Source organism: Bacillus sp. ISL-77, from assembly GCF_018613105.1.
Map to the genome: position 1 here is coordinate 15,834 of NZ_JAGGQY010000021.1, position 19,948 is coordinate 35,781.

The 19,948-nt window shown below is 38.8% G+C and carries 20 protein-coding genes and 1 other annotated feature; of the genes, 8 read left to right on the top strand and 12 right to left on the bottom strand.

What is annotated here, in order from left to right; genetic code table 11:
* Nucleotides 1–6: 6 nt before the first annotated feature.
* A complete protein-coding gene (locus tag J7E77_RS08165; RefSeq protein ID WP_214713446.1) occupies nucleotides 7–1,080 on the bottom strand; it encodes a D-alanine--D-alanine ligase in 1,074 nt (357 codons plus the stop codon).
* 224 nt (nucleotides 1,081–1,304) lie between these two features.
* Between J7E77_RS08165 and J7E77_RS08170 the strand changes: the two genes are divergently transcribed.
* Entirely contained in the window at nucleotides 1,305–1,973 is a 669-nt protein-coding gene (locus tag J7E77_RS08170; protein WP_214713447.1) for a sulfite exporter TauE/SafE family protein, read from the top strand.
* A gap of 50 nt (nucleotides 1,974–2,023) precedes the next feature.
* Here the strand turns inward: J7E77_RS08170 and J7E77_RS08175 are convergent, their stop codons facing one another.
* Nucleotides 2,024–2,800: a hypothetical protein gene (locus J7E77_RS08175; protein ID WP_214713448.1), complete on the bottom strand. Its 777-nt coding sequence runs from the start codon at nucleotides 2,798–2,800 to the stop codon at nucleotides 2,024–2,026.
* A gap of 229 nt (nucleotides 2,801–3,029) precedes the next feature.
* On the opposite strand from J7E77_RS08175, the gene mgtE reads away from it, so the two are divergent.
* Nucleotides 3,030–4,388, top strand: coding sequence for a magnesium transporter (gene mgtE, locus J7E77_RS08180; RefSeq protein ID WP_214713449.1), 1,359 nt, complete (start codon nucleotides 3,030–3,032; stop codon nucleotides 4,386–4,388).
* A gap of 170 nt (nucleotides 4,389–4,558) precedes the next feature.
* On the top strand, nucleotides 4,559–5,152 hold the full coding sequence (gene uptA / locus J7E77_RS08185; protein WP_251026777.1) for an undecaprenyl phosphate transporter UptA: 594 nt from the start codon (nucleotides 4,559–4,561) through the stop codon (nucleotides 5,150–5,152).
* On the opposite strand, the gene J7E77_RS08190 is transcribed toward uptA, so the two are convergent.
* From J7E77_RS08190 to argS, 4 genes are all read right to left on the bottom strand, one after another.
* The gene (locus J7E77_RS08190; protein ID WP_214713450.1) at nucleotides 5,149–5,478 is read right to left on the bottom strand and encodes a hypothetical protein; all 330 of its coding nucleotides are present in this window, start codon (nucleotides 5,476–5,478) and stop codon (nucleotides 5,149–5,151) included. The two genes, uptA and J7E77_RS08190, sit on opposite strands and share 4 nt — an antisense overlap.
* Before the next feature lie 15 nt (nucleotides 5,479–5,493).
* The gene (locus J7E77_RS08195) at nucleotides 5,494–7,320 is read right to left on the bottom strand and encodes an APC family permease (protein WP_214713451.1); all 1,827 of its coding nucleotides are present in this window, start codon (nucleotides 7,318–7,320) and stop codon (nucleotides 5,494–5,496) included.
* Nucleotides 7,321–7,596: 276 nt separating this feature from the next.
* Nucleotides 7,597–8,061, bottom strand: a complete 465-nt coding sequence (locus tag J7E77_RS08200; RefSeq protein ID WP_214713452.1) for a DinB family protein — start codon at nucleotides 8,059–8,061, stop codon at nucleotides 7,597–7,599.
* A gap of 63 nt (nucleotides 8,062–8,124) precedes the next feature.
* The gene (argS, locus tag J7E77_RS08205) at nucleotides 8,125–9,819 is read right to left on the bottom strand and encodes an arginine--tRNA ligase (protein WP_214713453.1); all 1,695 of its coding nucleotides are present in this window, start codon (nucleotides 9,817–9,819) and stop codon (nucleotides 8,125–8,127) included.
* A gap of 51 nt (nucleotides 9,820–9,870) precedes the next feature.
* Nucleotides 9,871–10,082: a binding site (T-box leader), on the bottom strand.
* A 105-nt stretch (nucleotides 10,083–10,187) separates the two neighbouring features.
* On the opposite strand from argS, the gene J7E77_RS08210 reads away from it, so the two are divergent.
* Both J7E77_RS08210 and J7E77_RS08215 read left to right on the top strand, forming a co-directional pair.
* Nucleotides 10,188–10,442 (top strand): alpha/beta-type small acid-soluble spore protein, encoded by a 255-nt coding sequence (locus J7E77_RS08210; protein WP_214713471.1) that lies wholly within the window; start codon nucleotides 10,188–10,190, stop codon nucleotides 10,440–10,442.
* A 185-nt stretch (nucleotides 10,443–10,627) separates the two neighbouring features.
* The gene (locus J7E77_RS08215) at nucleotides 10,628–10,903 is read left to right on the top strand and encodes a hypothetical protein (protein ID WP_214713454.1); all 276 of its coding nucleotides are present in this window, start codon (nucleotides 10,628–10,630) and stop codon (nucleotides 10,901–10,903) included.
* Nucleotides 10,904–10,976: 73 nt separating this feature from the next.
* Here J7E77_RS08215 and J7E77_RS08220 read toward each other — a convergent pair whose 3' ends face one another.
* The 4 genes from J7E77_RS08220 to J7E77_RS08235 form a co-directional block, all read right to left on the bottom strand.
* A complete protein-coding gene (locus J7E77_RS08220; RefSeq protein WP_214713455.1) occupies nucleotides 10,977–11,549 on the bottom strand; it encodes a TetR/AcrR family transcriptional regulator in 573 nt (190 codons plus the stop codon).
* A 128-nt stretch (nucleotides 11,550–11,677) separates the two neighbouring features.
* Nucleotides 11,678–12,460, bottom strand: a complete 783-nt coding sequence (locus tag J7E77_RS08225) for an ABC transporter permease (protein WP_214713456.1) — start codon at nucleotides 12,458–12,460, stop codon at nucleotides 11,678–11,680.
* A 6-nt stretch (nucleotides 12,461–12,466) separates the two neighbouring features.
* Complete coding sequence (locus J7E77_RS08230; protein ID WP_214713457.1) at nucleotides 12,467–13,270, bottom strand: ABC transporter permease; 804 nt, start codon at nucleotides 13,268–13,270, stop codon at nucleotides 12,467–12,469.
* Nucleotides 13,267–14,244 (bottom strand): ABC transporter ATP-binding protein, encoded by a 978-nt coding sequence (locus tag J7E77_RS08235; RefSeq protein ID WP_214713458.1) that lies wholly within the window; start codon nucleotides 14,242–14,244, stop codon nucleotides 13,267–13,269. The genes J7E77_RS08230 and J7E77_RS08235 overlap by 4 nt, the downstream gene beginning before the upstream one ends.
* A 189-nt stretch (nucleotides 14,245–14,433) precedes the next feature.
* Between J7E77_RS08235 and J7E77_RS08240 the strand changes: the two genes are divergently transcribed.
* From J7E77_RS08240 to J7E77_RS08250, 3 genes are all read left to right on the top strand, one after another.
* Nucleotides 14,434–15,330 (top strand): nuclease-related domain-containing protein, encoded by an 897-nt coding sequence (locus tag J7E77_RS08240; protein WP_214713459.1) that lies wholly within the window; start codon nucleotides 14,434–14,436, stop codon nucleotides 15,328–15,330.
* 645 nt (nucleotides 15,331–15,975) lie between these two features.
* Complete coding sequence (locus tag J7E77_RS08245; protein WP_374102957.1) at nucleotides 15,976–16,482, top strand: CcdC protein domain-containing protein; 507 nt, start codon at nucleotides 15,976–15,978, stop codon at nucleotides 16,480–16,482.
* 205 nt (nucleotides 16,483–16,687) lie between these two features.
* A complete protein-coding gene (locus J7E77_RS08250) occupies nucleotides 16,688–17,938 on the top strand; it encodes an ATP-binding protein (protein WP_214713460.1) in 1,251 nt (416 codons plus the stop codon).
* A gap of 61 nt (nucleotides 17,939–17,999) precedes the next feature.
* On the opposite strand, the gene J7E77_RS08255 is transcribed toward J7E77_RS08250, so the two are convergent.
* On the bottom strand, nucleotides 18,000–18,917 hold the full coding sequence (locus J7E77_RS08255; protein ID WP_214713461.1) for a class I SAM-dependent methyltransferase: 918 nt from the start codon (nucleotides 18,915–18,917) through the stop codon (nucleotides 18,000–18,002).
* 766 nt (nucleotides 18,918–19,683) lie between these two features.
* Nucleotides 19,684–19,815: a hypothetical protein gene (locus J7E77_RS31120; protein ID WP_285290507.1), complete on the bottom strand. Its 132-nt coding sequence runs from the start codon at nucleotides 19,813–19,815 to the stop codon at nucleotides 19,684–19,686.
* Nucleotides 19,816–19,948: the final 133 nt, after the last annotated feature.

Here is a 19,948-nt window from a genome sequence, read left to right on the forward strand (position 1 = left end):
CGTTTTTTAAAAAGTAAACTTTATCTGTTGTTTCTCTGCATGTCTTTCTTTCGCAAGACTTACAAGCCGCTCAATCAATTGTGGATACTCTAAGCCTGTGTGCTTCCACAAGAGCGGGAACATACTAAATGGGGTGAAGCCAGGCATCGTATTTACCTCATTAATTAGCGCTCTTCCATCTTTTGTTAAGAAGAAATCGGCACGGACTAAACCAGAACAATCTAAAGATTTAAAAGCTTGGATTGCCATTTGTTTAATTTGTTGTGATTCTTCGTCTGTTATGTCTGCAGGGATGATCAGCGCTGTATCCCCACTTTCATATTTCGCTTTATAATCATAAAAATCCTTTTTCGGAACAATTTCACCGGCAACCGAACATTCAGGCTCATCATTCCCAAGAACCGCCACCTCGATTTCACGAGCAACGACGCCTTCTTCAATGATGACTTTGCGGTCAAATTGAAATGCCTCGGCAAAGGCGGTTTCTAATTCCGCACGATTTGTACATTTGCTGATTCCGACACTGGAACCAAGATTAGCAGGCTTTACAAAGCAAGGATAGCCAAGTTCTGTTTCGACCTTGCTATACGCCTCTGCTTTTGCTTTCTCCCATTCACTTTTAATAAAAGCAACATAGTTTACTTGAGCAAGCCCTGCCTGTGCAAATACATTTTTCATCATAACCTTATCCATTCCTGCCGCTGAAGCTAGTACTCCATTGCCTACGTATGGCAGGTTTAATAGTTCTAATAAACCTTGTACCGTTCCATCTTCCCCGTTTGGTCCGTGTAATAACGGGAAGATGACATCAAGTGTTTCCTGCTTTTCAGCTTGGAAAAGTGCTGGGGCTAACGATAAAGGAGATAATTGATTCCCCTTTGAAAATTCAAGCGCCTTCACGTTTTCAACCGGTTCACTTAACTGCGGTCCTTTAATCCATTTTCCTTCTGTATTTATGTAAATAGGATGAATTTCAAATTTTTCAAGGTCTAACGCTCGAATGACAGCCAGTGCTGTCTGCAGAGACACCTGGTGTTCGGCTGATTTTCCTCCATATAATAAACCTAATTTTGTTTTCATACGAAAACCTCCATTTTCTCATTGACGGTTATATTTTAACACTTATTTTAAAAAGAAAGGAAATGTAGTCCACCAATTTTTTATATGTTTTTTCCTACTGAATATTTTATGATGGCCATAGCTTGCTTAAAAACTAGCGCTGGTTAAATTGTCAATTTTCTCATTCTCATTTATCCTAATATTTCATGTATAATTATTTTAAAACGCTAATCTGGAGGCACATAATGACGGGATCACTTTTATCCATATTATTATTAGGCTTTTTGCTGGGAATTAAGCATGCAATCGAGCCTGATCATGTTATTGCAGTTTCAACCATCGCAAGCGAATCAAAAAATTTAAAGCGCTCGATCTTTGCCGGTGTTTACTGGGGTATCGGGCACACGGCTACACTTTTCATTGTCGGAATGTTTTTGATTGTCTCCAAAAACACAATCACAGACATGGTCGCTCTGAGTCTCGAATTTATCGTGGGGATCATGCTTGTTAGTCTCGGCCTAAATAGTATTTTGGCATTTATGAAACATCGCCATCATCACCCACACACCCACGATAACCAGAACCATGGAAAAAAAAGTCGGACTCATTTTAAATCCTTTTTCATTGGGCTCATTCACGGGCTTGCCGGCAGTGCAGCAATGGTTCTACTTACAATGAGTACCGTTACGACCGCGTGGCAAGGTGCTTTATACATACTTATTTTCGGTTGCGGCACCGTTGTTGGTATGCTCAGCTTTTCAACTGTTATTGGTATCCCCTTTGTTTTGACATCCGGTAAACAGTTGAATAGGTATTTGAATCATCTCGCAGGCATTATCAGCATATTATTCGGAATTTATTATATGTATAACTTAGGCGTGAACGAAGGATTGTTTAATCTTTGGTTTTCATAAGAAGAAGTCCCACCCAAATGGAGTGGGACTTTTTTATCAAGCCAAATGATTTAGATTACATTTAATTTCCATTCTTTTGTCTTCTTGTCAAAAATAATTTTCGCGTGATATGGTTTAGATGATATTTGATCATATTCCTCCACCATGTCATCCATATTGGCGAAATCACCAATTACCCAGATGGGAATTTCAATTTTCCCCCGCTGGTGATCCGCAGCTCGTAATGATATGCAAATTCCTTCTTTAATGAAAGGTGTTAATGAAAGCAGGATTTCTTTATTCACCTGAGGATACGTTCTTTTCTTACGAAATCCTAGGATCGATTTTTCAATCTTAAGATCTCCTAATTTTACGGCCACTACTTCGCTAAGCACATGAAAAAAATCTTTGAAGCTGCGGTAATAAGTTTTGTTATACCAGCCATCATCTTGTGCTAAATAAACAAAACGGTTCCCTAATTTATTATAAAAAGGCAATTTCAAATGATGCTTTTGATGACCTAAGTACAATAATTCAGCGATTTCCTGTCCCGTCAGTTCATTCAACACATCTTCCTCAATAAAATCAATCCAGCAAAAGTTTTCGTAGCTATAAACATTGTCCGCCGCTAACTTTTTAATTCTTTCTTCAGGGCAATATTCGAGTTGTGTATGCATATTAAAATCAGCATCATCAAAGCGGTGCTTTAGTAAAAGCAAGTGATTTAATGAACCTGAAAAAGCAGCAGCGAATTCAGCAAATTCGATACCGGAAGACATTACATACTGGTCTGTTTGGTTCAAATGGACATAGATGAGATCCTGTATGTCTTGATGATGCTTCTTCAAAGCAAAACTCCTCCGATCAACACATGAAATGATTTAGTCAATACTTCCTTATTTTATCAAATAATAGTCCAAATAGCTTATTTCAATTCTTTTACAAATAATAAGTTTGATTAACACATACTAGATTTATGCCTATTGATTATTATTTGTTAACTTTCCTTTTTCATCTATATTTCTTTATCAAATTAGAATCTATGCATTAGCAAGATAAGGAGCTGGTCTATCACATATGATTAAAGATATGACTCAAGATGAATTAAGTCTTTATATTATTAAAACCTTAAAAGAAAATAAAAAAACTGAATTCGAAAAAATACTCGAAGAACTCCAGCCCTATGATATAGCGAAGATATATGAAGATCTACCTGAAAAACACAAAGGACGATTTCTCCTGTTTTTAAAATTTGATATTCTAGCTGACCTAATGGAAGAGCTTGATAAAGAAGACCAGCTCGGCTTATTAAATATTTTAGGAATTGAAAAATCAAGTAAGGTCCTTGATTTAATGGATAATGATGATTTGGCGTTATTGCTGCATGAATTATCACCGGAGAAGAAGGATTCCCTCCTATCTGGGATGAAAGCAGAGGAGTCTAATGCCGTCCAAGATATCATGAAATATCCTCCGGAAACAGCCGGAAGAATCATGACCAACCGATTTGTTTGGATCCGAAGCTATTTTACGGTTCGAGAAGCAGTTGATAAGTTTAAAGTATTCGCAGAATTTGCCGAGTCTATTAACTATTTATATGTGATTGATGAAGAGCGAAAACTTGTCGGCGTAGTTTCTTATCGTGATTTACTATTAGCAGAGCCAGACGAAAAGATACGAACGATTATGTATGAAAGGATTATTTCCGTTACGGTGGCAACAGACCAAGAGGTTGTGGCGCAAATCGTGGAGCGGTATGATTTCCTAGCCATCCCGGTTGTGGATGAGAATAATGTCCTCGTTGGGATTGTCACGGTCGATGACATTATCGACATCGTGATTCAGGAAGCAAATGAAGATATCGAAAAATTGTCTGCTACTGGGAAATCAATCGACTTTGAAACCAAAACATTAGTTGCGGCTGCAAGAAGACTCCCTTGGCTCATCCTGCTATTGTTCATCGGTGTCATCTCTGGGAGAATTATCAGCAGTTTTGAAGATACCCTCAAGCAGGTTGTGGCACTTGCCTTTTTTATGCCGATGATTGCAGGGATGACGGGAAACACTGGAACCCAATCCCTTGCGGTCGTAGTAAGAGGGCTGATTTCCTACGATATTGATAAGGGCGTAATTACCCGCTTAATCGCAAGGGAGCTTGGTGTTGGGATTACGATCGGGATCACCTGCTCTGTTCTGATCGCGGTCATCGCATATATATGGCAGGGAAGTCTCATTTTAGGTGCCGTTGTCGGCTGCTCGCTATTTTTCACGTTAATCATCGGGACACTTGCCGGGACGATTATTCCGCTTATTCTTTTTCGTTTAAAAATTGACCCTGCCGTTGCCTCAGGACCACTGATCACCACCTTGAATGACATTTTTTCATTGCTTACCTACTTTGGCATTGCAACCATGTTTTTAAAGTATTTAATGTAGGAAAAAATGAAACCTTTTTTGAAGTTAATCGTTATGTAATGTAGACGTTTCAAAATTTTCATAAATTAAGAATGTCTCAATGATAAACACCATATTTATATCATTATGAGACAAACTGTTATAGAATTATTAAGTTAGACTGATTATTTTTTAATAAGTGAAGGTGGATTATGGCAGACTTTATTAATAATATTTTGGAGTTTTTATCACAATTAGGATATTTCGGCATTGCCTTAGGATTAATGATAGAGATTATTCCAAGTGAAATCGTCTTGGGTTATGGTGGGTATATGATTTCACAGGGGCATCTTAATTTTATCGGGGCAGTGATTGCCGGGACGATCGGCGGAACGCTCGCCCAGTTATTTTTATATTGGGCGGGTTATTACGGGGGCAGACCTTTCTTGGAAAAATACGGAAAATACGTCCTTATTAAAAAGAATCATATTGACATTGCTGAACAATGGTTTGAAAAATATGGCGCAGGAGTGATTTTTTCAGCAAGGTTCATTCCAGTTGTCAGACACGCGATTTCCATTCCGGCGGGTATTGCCAAAATGTCAGCAACTAAATTTACTCTCTACACCGTGGCAGCCATTATCCCCTGGACCATTCTGTTTCTATACCTAGGTAAAGTCCTAGGCAGTAACTGGGCACATATTAAAGAATACGCACAACCCTATGTGATGCCAGCCATCATCGGAGCCATTGTTCTAGGGGCGATTTACTTTTTAATCAAAAAAACAAAGAAAACCACCGATTAATCCCGGTGGTTTTGCCTTGCTGAGAATTTCCTTTGTGCCCATGTATCAAGCCTTTTCACATGGTTTCTCCCAAGTGTAAATCCATATAAAATGAGTAAAACAATGATTAACGTGAAGAGGTCGACTTTCTTGGTTGCTATAAAGTTTACGATCCCCATTAACACCTGTGGAATAACCCCTGTTAGCGCAAATAAAACCGTTGCTATCTTAAACCAGAAGCTTGATTTCAAACCATACCTGGCATATAACATAAAGAATGTCGATGACCACGCTAATACTTCAAGACTGACTAGTATGGTCCATTTATTTTCGACCAAAAAATCCATATCCCACCCCACCTATTACTTTTTAAAATGAAATGGCAGTGTGGACACAATAACCCTCTTTTTAAGAATAAGATAGGTACGAATTAATAAACTTGATTGATTGTGCAGGATATTATGCCAACTCTTTTTGGTAATAAACTGCGGAATCAAAACCGTTACACGATAATTGTTTTCCTCTGCCTTATGTTCTACAGTATCAATAAATTTCGATAAGGGAATTAGTATACTTCGATAATGTGACTGTAAGGTAACGAGTCTAACATCCGGCTGCCATTGCTGCCATTTTTCTTCAAAACGCTTTTCATCCTCACGGTCAAACGACACATAAACAGCAAAGATTTGATCAGTTAATGATTTCGCATAATTAATTGAGTTTTCAACCACTTTCGTAATCCCTGCAACAGGTACAATAATGACATTTCCCTCAATCGGTAGCGCTGGATGGTCGGGATGAATCCTCAATTGTTCACCAACTGCTTCATAATGATAATTAATTCGTTTGAAGGCAAAAACGATTATTGGTAAGAAGATCACCACAAACCATACTTGACTAAATTTCGTCAGGAAGAAAATGATTAATACTGCTAAGGTGATGAGCGCGCCAATAAAATTGGCACTAAGTTTAGCAACCCATCCGGCTGGTTTTTCCCGTAACCATTTAATAATCATTCCCGTTTGAGATAAGGTGAACGGAATAAATACACCAACCGCATAAAGCGGGATTAAGTGCTCTGTTTGACCTCTAGAGAAAATAATAAGCAAGATGGAAGCTACTCCTAAGGAAACAATCCCGTTCGAATACCCGAGCCTGTCCCCCCTAATCGTAAACATCCTTGGCATATACTTATCCTTGGCAAGTGCATACGCTAATAACGGAAAAGCCGAATATCCAGTATTAGCAGCCAGAACTAAAATAAGGGCGGTTGTTCCTTGGACAAAAAAGTAAAGATAATTACGCCCGAAGGTTTCTTTGGCAATTTGCGAGACGACCGTTTCGTCATGCCTTGGCGATATACCGTAATAATAAGCTAGGAAAGTAATACCCGTAAATAACAACGCAAGAAGCGTCCCCATTAATACTAATGTTTTGGCCGCATTCTTTGGTGCCGGATCTTTAAAACTTGGGATCGCATTCGATATGGCTTCTACCCCAGTTAATGCCGAGCATCCCGACGCAAAGGCGCGTAACAGCAAGAAAAGCGTAATCCCTTGAACAGGCGCCCCAATTGGTGCATGCTGGACAGTCAGTGATACATGGCCAGTCATGATTTTAAAGAGACCCACACCAATTAAAATGAACAGGGCAACAACAAACAAATAGACCGGATAAGCTAAGATTGACGCTGATTCTGTTAAACCGCGTAGATTGAGAATTGTAATCAGAACTACCAGAACACACGCAATCCCGACGGTATGTGTATGTAAGGTTGGAAAGGCTGACGTAATCGCATCCGTACCAGCAGAAACACTCACTGCCACTGTTAATATGTAATCGACTAAAAGGGATCCCCCGGCAATTAATCCTGCTTTCTCACCGATGTTCTCTTTTGAAACAATATAGGCCCCACCGCCATGAGGGTACGAATAGATAATTTGTCGATAGGAAAGGATTAGCGCCGCTAATAGAAATAATACTCCAACTGCAATCGGAACCGAATACCAATAGGCAATGACGCTTACCGTTGCCAACACAATTAGAATTTGTTCAGTTCCGTAAGCTACAGATGATAAGGCATCGGAAGAGAGAATCGCTAAAGCCTTGAAAATGTTTAATTTTTGTTCGCCTAGTGCCGTTGATTTTAACGGCCGGCCGATTAAGAATCTCTTAAAAGAAGAGAGCACCTGATTCACCCACCACATTTGAAGTAGAATTACCGATTGATTTTAACACAAGACAGTAGTTAATATGAAGTGTTTTCTTTTGACGAAGTACCAAATTTTTCTTGTAATGTCGATAATAATTAATATTACTACTTAGTCTTATCCTAAATAGCACGATTATGAAGAAAATTATTAGTTGAGGGCATATAATATTTATTATTACCACCTATTTGCAAACAAAAAAGCATGGAGACATTATTTAGTCTCCATGCCAATCACACCAATTTTCAAATAAACTTATTTTGCCGCTGCATTAATGACACGTTTCATTGCCTGGATTTGGCCTAAATGAATACTTTCATGGAAAATCGCAAAATTTGTTAGTTCTCCAAACGTTTCCTGACCAAGGAATGGTGTTTTTAGCCTTTGGTTAAAACTCTCCGCTGGAATTTCTTTAATCCGTGTCACTTGTTCCTGCAGCTGCACGACCAAATCCTGCAGCTGAGGAACATCTCCGTCCCAAGCAGCTGGACTAGTACCCGAGGCAAATAGCGCCATATAGTTTGCTGGCAGCTGAGTAGATTTTTTCGGGAAGCCAAACATAAATTGCTCGGCAACAGTTAAGACATGGCCAACATGCCAATGGATGGTATTATTAAACCCTTCCGGTTGAACGTCAGCGATCCCCTCTTCTAGTGCATCAACACTTTTAACAAACCTATCCCTTGCTAACTCATAATGCTTAAATAATAATTCACTCATTTTGTTTTCCCTCCCATTCGATTACATAGCTATAGTTAAATTGATTTTTGCCTTGTCTGGAAACTACATTTCAACCGGAGCTTCCAATCCTAATAAACGTAATCCTTCTTTCAAAACTTCCGTTACTGCATAGACAAGTGCTAACCGTGCTTCCTGTTCTGGAGTGTCTTCAAGGATTTTTACCTCAGCATAATATTTATTGAAGGCTTGTGCTAGATCAATAACATATTTAGCCACTTGGGACGGGTCAAAGTTTATACAAGCTCTTCTAATAGCTGGCGAAAATTCCATTAAGAGGCTGGTTACCTTCCATTCCTTCTCCCAAGTATTTTCGTAGGTTAAAGCCCCTAACTCCGCATTTACATCCGCTTTTCGTAAAATAGAACAGGCACGAGCATAGGTATATTGAACATATGGACCTGTCTCTCCTTCGAAGCGGAGCATCTCTTCTAACGAAAATTCAATATCATTCATTCGATTGTTCTTTAAGTCATGGAAAATTACTGCTCCAACACCGACCTGTTTAGCCACATCCTCTTTGTTTGTGAGATTTGGATTTTTCACTTCAATATTATGCCTAGCCATCGCAATTGATTCATTTAAGACCTCTTCTAATAAAACTACCTTGCCTTTTCGCGTGGACATTTTCTTTCCATCTTTTAGCATCAACCCGAATGGAATATGATGCATTTGTTTCGACCAATCGTAGCCCATCTTTGCTAACACAGCCATTAACTGTTTGAAATGGAGGCTTTGTTCATGGCCAACCACATATAAGGATTGGACAAATTGGTATTCCTCCTGGCGATAAAGAGCCGCCGCTAAATCTCGGGTCGCATACAGCGTTGCCCCATCAGATTTTTTGATCAGGCATGGCGGCAGCTGTTCTTCGGTGAGCTCGACCACCTGTGCCTGTTCGGATTCGACCAATAGCTGTTTTTCTTCAAGAAGCTTGACGACACGCTCCATTTTGTCATTATAAAAGGCTTCGCCGGCATAAGAGTCAAATTCGACATTCATTAACTGGTATATTCGCGAAAACTCTTTTAATGACTCATCACGAAACCATTTCCAGAGTTTTAATGCTTGTTCGTCTCCATCTTCTAGTCTTTTAAACCAGCTGCGCCCTTGGTCTTCAAGGCTTGGATTCGTCTCCGCTTCTTCATGAAATTTTATATACAGGGTTAATAGCTCTTTAATCGGATTCTGTTTGACCTTTTCGGCATTTCCCCATAACTGATAGGCAGTGATCAGCTTCCCGAACTGTGTCCCCCAGTCACCAAGATGATTGATTTTAATGGGCTTGTAACCACATTTCTCGACAATTAATGCGAGCGAATTGCCAATCACGGTTGAACGCAAATGTCCCATTGAAAAGGGTTTAGCAATATTAGGGGAGGACATGTCGATGGTGACAGCACCTCCGTTCCCAAACGTAAGCGCACCATACTTCCCTTTTGCTGAGATGATATCATTCACTACTTTTTCAGAAGCCGTCTTTTTGTTTAGAAAGAGATTAAGATAGGCTCCCACCACTTCTACTTTTTCAAAAATGGGAGAGTTAATCTTCTTACTTAATTCCTCTGCAATTAGATTGGGGGATTTTCTTTTCACCTTCGCTAGTGTAAAACAGGGAAAGGCTAAATCACCGAGCTCTTGGTTCTTAGGTTTTTCAATCATCAGTTCCAGTTCTGTTTGTGAAATCTCATGGTCAAGCACTTCATGTAAAATGGCTGCAAGCTCCTGCTTAAAATTCATCTTTAAGACCTCCATTTATCTTTTAAAAAACAAAAAACTCCCGTCTCTACTAAAAGAGACGAGAGTTCATAATCCCGCGGTACCACTCTAATTGTTCAAAAGAACCAGCTTTCCTTTGTAACGGAGGATCCTCCGGCATACCCTACTCGAGTTCAGGTACACATCTCAAAAGTGCGCTTCATTATCTGTTCTGTTTCAGGCTCCCACCACCCCTGAATCGCTGGTACATCATAGATAACTACTCTCTTTATCATTGATTTTATCCGAATTTATTATCCGTATTATACTGGATTAAAATGGATTTTTCCAGTGATTTTGATTATTTTTTACATTCAGGTAATCCTACAACTAAAGGAGGGATTTTTATGGTGAGAAGAAGAAATAAAATCCTTGTCCCCGAGGCGCGCAATGGCTTAGATGCGTTGAAAGCGAAGGTCGCGAATACCGGGAACCCTGAGGATGCGAAATTTGAAGCAGCAGAAGAAGTGGGTGTTCCATTAATGAAGGGCTATAATGGTCAGCTCACGTCTGAACAGGCCGGTAAGGTTGGCGGCAGGCTGGGTGGCAGCATGGTCCGTGAGTTGGTCAAAATGGCACAAGAAAACTTAGCGAAGAAAAAGTAACGCCCGGGGCCTAAATTTGTTAGGTCCCCTTTTAATTTTTGGCTGTGTTAAAGGTCATTGTTGATTTTATAGCAAAGTTGATTGGTGCAAAAATCAACAGCCAAGTTTAACAGAGCAAAATTTTTAAAAAAAGTTTGACAATTTTGTGACAATTGATAGAATATTCTTACAAGGAGTTGATGGTGATGCAGGAAAAACACTTAAAGAGTATCTTCACATTTAAGAAAACAGCAATCTTTGGAAGCGGCCTAGGGCTCATTCTTATTTTGTTAGGTCAATTTGTAAACGGTTACAGTAATACTTATTTCTTAACTGCACTAGGATTTGGAATACTTGCCGGTTCTGTGGTCAATTACCTTTTTGGAACATTTTTAAGTTTAATGGAAGAACTCACTGGCAGCCGTAATAAGAATAGGCCAAAAATTGCCACTGCTTCAAAAAATATTTATCTTTTAAAATAAGAAATCGGTAGCGCCACTTAGTGTCGCACCAACTAGCTAAAAGACTTGTATAGAGGTACACACAAGTCTTTTTTTATGTGGACAAACCTTTTACTAAAAATACTTTCATGATTTCCGCGATTTGTTCCGAGCTCAGCGGCTGATGATTTCTTTCCCAGTCTGAAACTAGGGCAATATACATTTTTAAAAGAAGAAAGCTGGTAATTTCGGTGTCGTTCGGTGGGATTGCCCCTTTCGTGATAGCCGTGTCAATTTTCTGCTTTAAATAGGCAATGATTTCATCCTCAACATGCTGCAGCATTTCCGAAACCGCTAGAGTCCCCATTTCCGCTTCCTCTTGGACCAATTTAATCATCAGTTGGTGCTGAGCGCGAAACTCTAATAAACGATAAAGTGCCCGATGCACGTTTTCTGTGAAGGGTAACTCTGGTTCGATGACGGATTCTGCCTCAGCAATCATTTCTTTGACCAAAGTGGAAATAATCTCTTCGAATAATTCTTCTTTGTTTTTAAAAAAAGTATAAATCGTCCCTTTGCCAACATTGGCCAGTTTTGCGACTTGATCCATTGTTGTTGCTTTATAGCCAAATAATGAAAAAGACTTGGTTGCCGCTTCTACAATCATCTTTCTTCTATCTGTTGCCATGTCCACACCCCTACTGACCATTTCAGTTTTTCAGTCATTTGTTTAAATATAACATAAGATAGGTTTAGTTTCCAAATAGGTCAAAAGTAAAGCCGAGTTCCCTCATAAATAGGAACTCGGCTATTGTTTTACGAACCCGTGGAGCGATAATGTTTTACCCCAACTTGCCAGACAAGGAGACACGGGAGAATAAACAAGCTGCCAGCTGCCGGGATCAGCATATATAGGAGGTCGTTCCCACTGTTCTTCCCTAGAATAAACAACAACGGTAGATAATTCACCGTTCCAAACGGGATCACAAAGGTAAAAAAACGGGCCACCCATTTTTGATAAATATTTAATGGGTATTGCGCCATTTCTCTTCCGCCATCGGTAAATATATTAACCACCTCAAGACCTTCAATCGTCCAAAAACACAGGGTGGCCGCCAAGATGTAGATGCCTGTAAAAATAAGCACACCGCTAGCGATCATCAACAAGAGGGTGGCTGCTTTTACTACACTCCATTCAATGTTGAGATTGGTCAGTGCCCAAACTAAAACAATTGCACTTTGAAGGAGCCGGCCAAATCTCGTAAACTCGAATTTGGACCCGAGTACTTGAATAAACGTACTGCGAGGGCGAACGAGTAATCGATCAAATTCACCATTCCGAACCAAGCTGGAAAAAGTATCAAAACCTCGGGCAAAGCATTCACTCAGCGCAAACGACATATGAATGATCCCGAAGCAAAGTGCTACCTCAAAGAATTGCCATCCTTTTATTTGCCCAAACTGTTCGAATAAGAAGTATAGACCTGCAAAGATCGAAAAAGGAATAAAAAATTGACCCAGCGATAATAGCCAAAACGATGTCCGATATTGCATTTGTGATTTAAAGAGAATCAATAAGTATTTAAAATATATTCTCATTTTTGGTTAACCTCCTTGGACGACAGCTTTCTTCAATACTCCATTTAGTGCCGTCCTCCCTAGCCAGACAAGACCCGCAAGATAAATCAATTGGATGATGATACCGATGATGGCGTCATGCGGTGGGATATGTCCTGAGTAAACCCTGAACGGGAAATCCGCCGTCCAGCGAAACGGCAGGACATTAGCTATTTTTTGAAGCCAAGTTGGCATAAGCGGTACAGGAATGATTAATCCAGCAAAAAATTCGCCGAGGACACCAAATATTAATAGCGATCCCATCGGGGACAAGGTCACAAATACGGATATATATAAGAACATCGAGATCGCTACTAAGAGAAGCAGGCCTAACAGTAAGGCGCTTAAGAATAATAAAAAGGCTGTTGGGCTGGGTGGAAGAGTCATATTGTACGGCTTTGGCAAGAAGAATGAAACAATTAGAATCGGAAAGCAGCGCAAGAAGGCACTGGATAGTCGCTGCGCCAGCAGCTTAGCATACCAATAACCATAGAGCTCACATGGCCGGCATAGTTCGTAAGCAATATTGCCACTTGTTATCAGATCAAATAGCTCGTTATCGCGAAACCAGATGGTAACGAACACAAGAAAGGCCTGTTGCAGCCAGATATAGGTGATTAATTCTTTTAAGGAAATAGGAGGAGTTTTCGTTGCAAATTCGTAAAATGCTTCAAATACCATAATCGTTATAAAACCCCAGAAAAATTGAGTAACTACCCCTGCCAATGCAGCAGTCCGGTACTGCATTCCAATGTTTAACCGCAGCTTCAAAACAGATAGATACACCCTCATATTTTGTACTCCTTATAAAGCTGGAGAATGGTTTCCTCAATCGGTTGGGATTCAATCGAAATATCAATCAACTCAAGCTTATCGGACAACTGAGTAATGATTTCCGAAGTGTTAACCTGCTCCGTATCAATGCTGAGGATGACCCGTTCCGGCGATCTCGAAAGCACGGTTGCATGTGTGATTTTGATTGGGTTTTCATTTTTGCGGAAATCAGCGGTGATCGTTTTTTGGGAACCAAATTTTCTTCTTAATTCCTCTAAACCGCCGTCGTACAATAAGCTGCCTTTTCCAATTAATAGAACCCTGTCAGCCAACGCTTCGATATCATTCATATCGTGCGTAGTCAGGATGACGGTGACATCCTTTTCTTTGTTGATTGTTTTGATGAATTGGCGGACAGCTATTTTAGAAGCAGCATCAAGGCCGATCGTTGGTTCGTCTAAAAATAGGATTTTCGGATTATGTAGGAGAGAAGCTGCTATTTCACAGCGCATCCGCTGCCCTAAGCTTAATTGACGGACGGGTGAATTGATAATGTTTTGCAGTTCTAGCGTTTCAATGAGTAGATTAATCGTAGTTTGATATTCTTGCTGGGGAACCTTGTAAATGTCTTTTAGGAGTTCGAAGGAATCCATTACCGGAACATCCCACCATAGCTGTGAGCGCTGACCGAAAACAACTCCAATATTTTGGACATAATGCACCCGGTCTTTCCACGGTGTGTAACCCATGATCGTGCAATTCCCGGTGTCAGGCACCAGGATCCCGCTCATAATTTTTATTGTGGTGGACTTCCCCGCTCCATTCGGGCCAATGTAACCGACAATTTCTCCTGGATTAATCGAAAAAGAGAGATCCTTCAGAGCGTCAACAACCGTATGTTCCCGATAAAAAAGGGACTTCGCTGCCTGCCGTAAGCCTGTCTGGCGCTGGGCCACCTTGAAAGATTTGCTTATCCCTTGTAGATGAATCAACCGTTATCCCCTCCAAATCTATTCTGAGTCACAGAGGAAAATAATAACATTTTATCTTTATTGTCGTCAATAATTTTCTGAATAATAAAATAACTTTTTTTGTAATGTTAACAAAATATACACTCATTTAGACCTATAAATTTTATAAAATGAACTTGGGAATCTATAAAGTTAGAAAGGAAGTGGCAAATGCTATTTAAATCCCGCACCAAATCAGATGAATTAAAGATTCTGTCTTACTTAAACACACGAATGAGTTTACCCGAGAATGACAAGAAGTACTTTTTAAACCTTAAAAAGGGGTTTGAAGGGGAAGTGATGTTTGACTTGTTAACCGAAAAACTTCAGTGTGATTGTTTAATACTGAATGATTTGTTGCTTAAGGTTAACAATACCACGTTCCAAATAGATACATTGATAATCAAGGACTCTCTTCACGTTTTTGAAGTAAAAAATTATAAGGGCGATTATTATTTTGAAGATGACAAATTTTACTCGAAACCAGGCAATGAAATTCTCAATCCTCTCGACCAACTAAAACGAGCTGAATCTTTGCTCCACCAATTGCTCCTTAGACATGGTTTTCATTTCCCCACTGAAGCAAAGGTTGTTTTTATCAACCCCGAGTTTACCCTCTATCAAGCACCTAAAAACAAACCTATTATTTACCCAACACAACTTAATAGTTTTTTAAAAAATTTTGGTAGCACTCCTTCAAAATTGAATAGTAAACACAAAAAGCTAGCAGAACTATTAGTTTCACTGCATATTACTAAGTCTTCTTTTACTCAGGTACCCATTTATAATTATGATCAGTTGAAAAAGGGGAACACTTGTAAAGTTTGCAACTCATTTTTCATAACTGTGGAAGGAAAGAAATTAGTGTGTGATGATTGTGGATGCCAAGAAGATTTGGAATCAGCTGTATTAAGGAGTGTAAAGGAATTAAAGCTTCTTTTTCCAATGAAGAAAATTACGACTAATCTTGTTTACGAATGGTGTATAATAATTGAATCTAGAACGAAGATCAGCAAGATTTTAAATAAACATCTTGATGCTAAAGGGTATGGTCAATGGACCGAGTAATTAAGGTTAGCCAGTTGTATTAAGTATATTAATTAAATTTAAGCGTAAAAAATCGCAATCTTTCAGCCAGGTGGAGAATATTTTACGCTTTTTCATTGATCAAAGATTTTGGTTGAATTGGCCGAATATTACCCTTTTCCTATTTATATTTTATGGTCAATAGCTCTATTGGATTCTTTTTTCCCTTCTTCCCACCGATTTTTATCGCCAATAGCCTTTATTGGATTCTTTTTTCCCTTCTCCTCACCGATTTTTATCGCCAATAGCCTTTATTGGATTCTTTTTTCCCTTCTCCTCACCGATTTTTGTCGCCAATAGCCTTTATTGGATTCTTTTTTCCCTTCCCCTCACCTACTTTTGTAGCCAATAGCCTTTATTGGATTCATTTTTCCCTTCTTCCCACCAATTTTTGTCGCCAATAGCCTTTATTGGATTCTTTTTTCTCTTTCCCTCACCGATTTTTGTAGCCAATCCATGTCCTCATCCCTTCTCTGTTTACCTAACACGAGGCTCTTCATAGAATCATGAACAATCTCATACTAAAAAGCATGAATTTTCCCACTACCGTGCATAGGTTATTTTCCCTTATGATAACAATACAATAAAAATATTATTTATATGTCTTCCGAAAGGGATTGAAGCAAATTGAAAATAATCATAATTATGATTATTATCCTCGTCATTATTGGTCTTGTTCTTTTTTTCAAAATGAAGGGAAGAAAGGGTCCAATCAAAAGGGGCGGTTTCGGTATAATCTCTCCTGTTTTATTTGTATTGGTCATGTTTTCGTTTAGTATCAGTCAGTTGCTGCACATTCCAGGTGAGCCCTTTCATCTGCCCGCCTTTTGGGAAATGCTGATTGCTGGTATACTCGGCACATTGTTTGGAGCGATTATGCTAACTCAAACATCATATGAGATCCGCGAAGATGGATTGATTTATTCAAAGCCCAATAAAACGTTTAAGTATGTAATCATCGCCATCATTGTCATTCGCATCGCGTTAAGTCAGTATTTCAAAAGTATGGATTACATCGAGTTTACAGTGCTAACGATGACAATTGCATTTCTATATATCTGCGTTTGGCGAATTGGAAGCTATATTAAATTTCGCAAATTACATGCAGGCAATCGACCAGCGGAAACTAGATGATTGTAATATAAAAGCTCTTCTTTCTACTTTTTTACAGAGAGAGGGGCTTTTTTTGTACGAACACTTCATTATCGATTAGAGTGGGTTACATGCCTAACAGATTTGAGGTATTATTCATAGTAGATGTTTTTGTGCGGAAAGTTTATCGATCCGCAGGGAAGGATGAATGTAGACGCATATCATTTATGATTTTGGAGGAAGTTTCTTGATTACTCTAATCAAACCACTGTTAGTTAACATCACGATCTTATTATCTTTTACATTTAATGCCAACTTATTTTTCCCCTTTCAAACGAAAGTTCCAAATACTTTAAAACAAAAAGTGATTTATGGTTTGATTGGTTCCTTAGGAACGCTTTTTTGTATGTTTTATCCAATTGAAACCTTGGGGGCAACCCATTTTGATTTAAGGATGTGCTCCATTCTGATCCTCACTCTGTATGGGGGTTGGTTACCTGGGGGCATCGTTTTAGTAAGTGCATGCCTTGTCCGCTATTTTATCGGTGGAAAATTCCTAGCGATTGGCATCCTGGTATCCATTGTCGCGTTCTTATGTGGCCTTGCTTTCCGGAGATTTTTTCATAAATCACCTTCTAAGCTTGTGGCAGGAACAATGGTCGTTGTTTGCTATTTTATTATTTATATTACGATTCTATATTTTAGTATCAATTTTTTAAGTCTATCTTTTTATTTGATTTACTTTATTGCCTTATATATAACGGTTATGGCCCTGATCTTTGTGATTGAAAACTTGATAAAAATTAATAAGCAATTTGAGGAAATGGTTTATCTTGATAAATTGACGATGGTGGGCCAACTTACCGCCTCGATTGCGCATGAAATTAGAAACCCTCTCGCAACCATTAGAGGATTTATCCAATTTTTAAGTAAAGATACAAACGATGAGCGATTTAAAAAATTCTCGCCTCTAATAATAGAAGAACTAGATCGGACCAACAGTATAATTACAAACTATTTGAAAGTTGCCAAGCCTGAACCTTTTCAATTGGCCATTATTTCCATTAACGATGTGATGAGTGACTGCGTTCAATTAATGAGGCCTCTTGCCTCCTATTCAAATGTCATCATCGACTATGAAAATATTGAACCATTTTATGTAAATGGAGATGAGGCCCATTTAAAGCAAGCGATCATGAATGTGATCAAAAATGGGATAGAATCGATATCCAATCGGGGAATGATTAAGATTGAGTTACATGCTGACCACTTCAAAAATACTGTTGAAATTAGTATTAAAGATAACGGAAAAGGAATGACGCCCGAGCAGTTAAAACAGATAGGATTGCCCTTTTACACTACAAAAACGAAAGGGACCGGATTAGGGAGCATGGTTACCAACAAAATCATCCGGGAGTTGAACGGGTCAATTGAGTATGAAAGTGAAACTAATAAAGGTACCACTGTGAAAATTGTTTTCCCTTTAAGAAATAAATAATATATGAGCCAAAGTAAAAAGACACCATTCATAACAAATGAACGGTGTCTAAAGATTCCTGTTATTTATGAACAACTAAATGCGCAAAATGAAAATGGTCGAAGGCGTGTAATCCATCTTCTCTTCCCTTAAAATACATATCCTCGATATTAGCAGGAGAAAGATTTTCATAGAGTAACATATTACAATCCTGCAGCTCCCTATCGAGTTCAAACGGATCAAAGCCCGTAACCATTGGTTCACCTGTATGTGCAGTAATTTGTCGCATTTGGGTTAGCTTCTTAGAGGCAATACTGTCATCAAAAGCAGTATCATCGAGGTAGTCAAATATGAAAGAGCTTCCGTTTATAGACATTTCCGAAACAGAAGATAGAAGTTGATAGAAATCCTTTTTATTTAGGTACATTACAACGCCCAACAAACTAAAAAAAGTATATTTTTGGTCATCATAGCCGCTTTTCTTCAATCCATCATGAAGGGAGTCATTTTTAAAATCTACCGGAACAAACCTTACATTTTCGGGGATTTCAATGCCTAATTCCTCTAGCCGATTTATTTTAAAAGCTTGAGTTGCAGGGTGATCGACTTCGTAAATGACAAAATCCTCCGGCAGTCTATCTTGCCTTAAAGCAAAGGTATCGAAACCTGCACCGAGGATGACATATTGTTTAAAACCACGCTGGATTGCTGCGTTGAGTCCATCTTCCACATACCTTGCCCGACTGACTAATTGTGGAATGGTCTGGTTGCTCATCACCCAGTGCAGTTTATCTTCAAACTTCGTCAATGTTTCGCTTTTTTCTTGATCAAAGAAGGCGATAGCGTTTGCCCAATTGGCGGCGATTAGCTGTTTTTCTTCATCCATTAAAAGAGAATTAGCAATAAAGTCATTAAAAATCGGCTCACTGCTGTACGATGCATGATATCCCCTCGCAAAGCAACTAACTAATGCGGTTAAACTTTCCTTTTTAGTCTCCAAACAAGCTCCCCCTTTTTTATAAAAATAAAAAAACTCCTCGCAAAATTCTGCTAGGAGTTTATTATATGATGATATGTATTTTATGTCAATTAATAATTATTTTAACACATATTAATGAAAATGTCAATAAAAAATCAATGATAATCTCTAAAAAAATTTAAATAAGGGGAAAAGGCAGGGGCAATCGGACATATATTCGGACTTCCCTACGGGCTTTTCCTCTGGCAAATCTGCTTCAATTTTGGCTCCCTTAGATTTCTCCATTTCCTCTCCCGCTCCTAATCATTGATGTATCGGGCTTTCTCCGTTGTTAATCAATCGTTTAATTAGTATTTGACCTAAACTAATTAAACGTTTGATTAATAAAAAAAGAACCAGGAAGTACGTACCGACGGTACGTTTCCTGATTCTTTTGAGCCATTTTAAACTACATAGTTGCCTCTCCCGTCCTTCCCGTTTTGGAACCAATTAAGTTTCAGCAGGTCCCAACTTTGTTACTGAAGGAAGGAGATTGTTACGGGGAGACAGTTTATGTTATAAGACAAAAAAGTAAGGAACTATGAAGCCTTGAAACCCGCATTCTTACGTTCAAATTTGCAATCCATAAAAATAAAAGTCGGGAACTGTGTTTTTTTCTGCTGTACAAAAAAGTCGGGAACTGGAATAGAACTATTCTGGACTATATTGAAATCTAAAACAAATAGACCACTACCAGTGATTTTTTTGTTTTAAGTAATGCACTCGTTTAAGTACAATCCTTTACAAACTAACTAATCGCGATTCCTTTTGCTGTTTTAAGACTGGTTTTCGTCTTTACACCTTCTTGGACTTCCCCAATTATTAAATGAACTATATCCCCTTTGTCTTTTCCATTGATGATAGAAGCCGTTTCTAACATATTGAGCTGCTTTTCTGTTCATATTTAAATAACCTGCTTCGGTAGCTCAATAAGAAAAGGGCTGCATCAGCAAGCCCTCTTTATTGTAGTAAAGCACCCGTTAGCCATCCATGAAGCGCAAAAATCAGCGCTT

Excerpts from the sequence above, each read along its gene's own strand:
- J7E77_RS08215 (WP_214713454.1), top strand. The coding sequence starts at position 10,628 with ATGCAGGAAAAACACTTAAAGAGTATCTTCACATTTAAGAAAACAGCA.
- uptA (WP_251026777.1), top strand. The coding sequence starts at position 4,559 with ATGGCAGACTTTATTAATAATATTTTGGAGTTTTTATCACAATTAGGA.
- J7E77_RS08170 (WP_214713447.1), top strand. The coding sequence starts at position 1,305 with ATGACGGGATCACTTTTATCCATATTATTATTAGGCTTTTTGCTGGGA.
- J7E77_RS08240 (WP_214713459.1), top strand. The coding sequence starts at position 14,434 with ATGCTATTTAAATCCCGCACCAAATCAGATGAATTAAAGATTCTGTCT.
- J7E77_RS08225 (WP_214713456.1), bottom strand. The coding sequence starts at position 12,460 with ATGAGAATATATTTTAAATACTTATTGATTCTCTTTAAATCACAAATG.
- J7E77_RS08200 (WP_214713452.1), bottom strand. The coding sequence starts at position 8,061 with ATGAGTGAATTATTATTTAAGCATTATGAGTTAGCAAGGGATAGGTTT.
- mgtE (WP_214713449.1), top strand. The coding sequence starts at position 3,030 with ATGATTAAAGATATGACTCAAGATGAATTAAGTCTTTATATTATTAAA.
- J7E77_RS08165 (WP_214713446.1), bottom strand. The coding sequence starts at position 1,080 with ATGAAAACAAAATTAGGTTTATTATATGGAGGAAAATCAGCCGAACAC.
- J7E77_RS08220 (WP_214713455.1), bottom strand. The coding sequence starts at position 11,549 with ATGGCAACAGATAGAAGAAAGATGATTGTAGAAGCGGCAACCAAGTCT.
- J7E77_RS08230 (WP_214713457.1), bottom strand. The coding sequence starts at position 13,270 with ATGAGGGTGTATCTATCTGTTTTGAAGCTGCGGTTAAACATTGGAATG.
- J7E77_RS31120 (WP_285290507.1), bottom strand. The coding sequence starts at position 19,815 with ATGTTAGAAACGGCTTCTATCATCAATGGAAAAGACAAAGGGGATATA.
- J7E77_RS08190 (WP_214713450.1), bottom strand. The coding sequence starts at position 5,478 with ATGGATTTTTTGGTCGAAAATAAATGGACCATACTAGTCAGTCTTGAA.
- argS (WP_214713453.1), bottom strand. The coding sequence starts at position 9,819 with ATGAATTTTAAGCAGGAGCTTGCAGCCATTTTACATGAAGTGCTTGAC.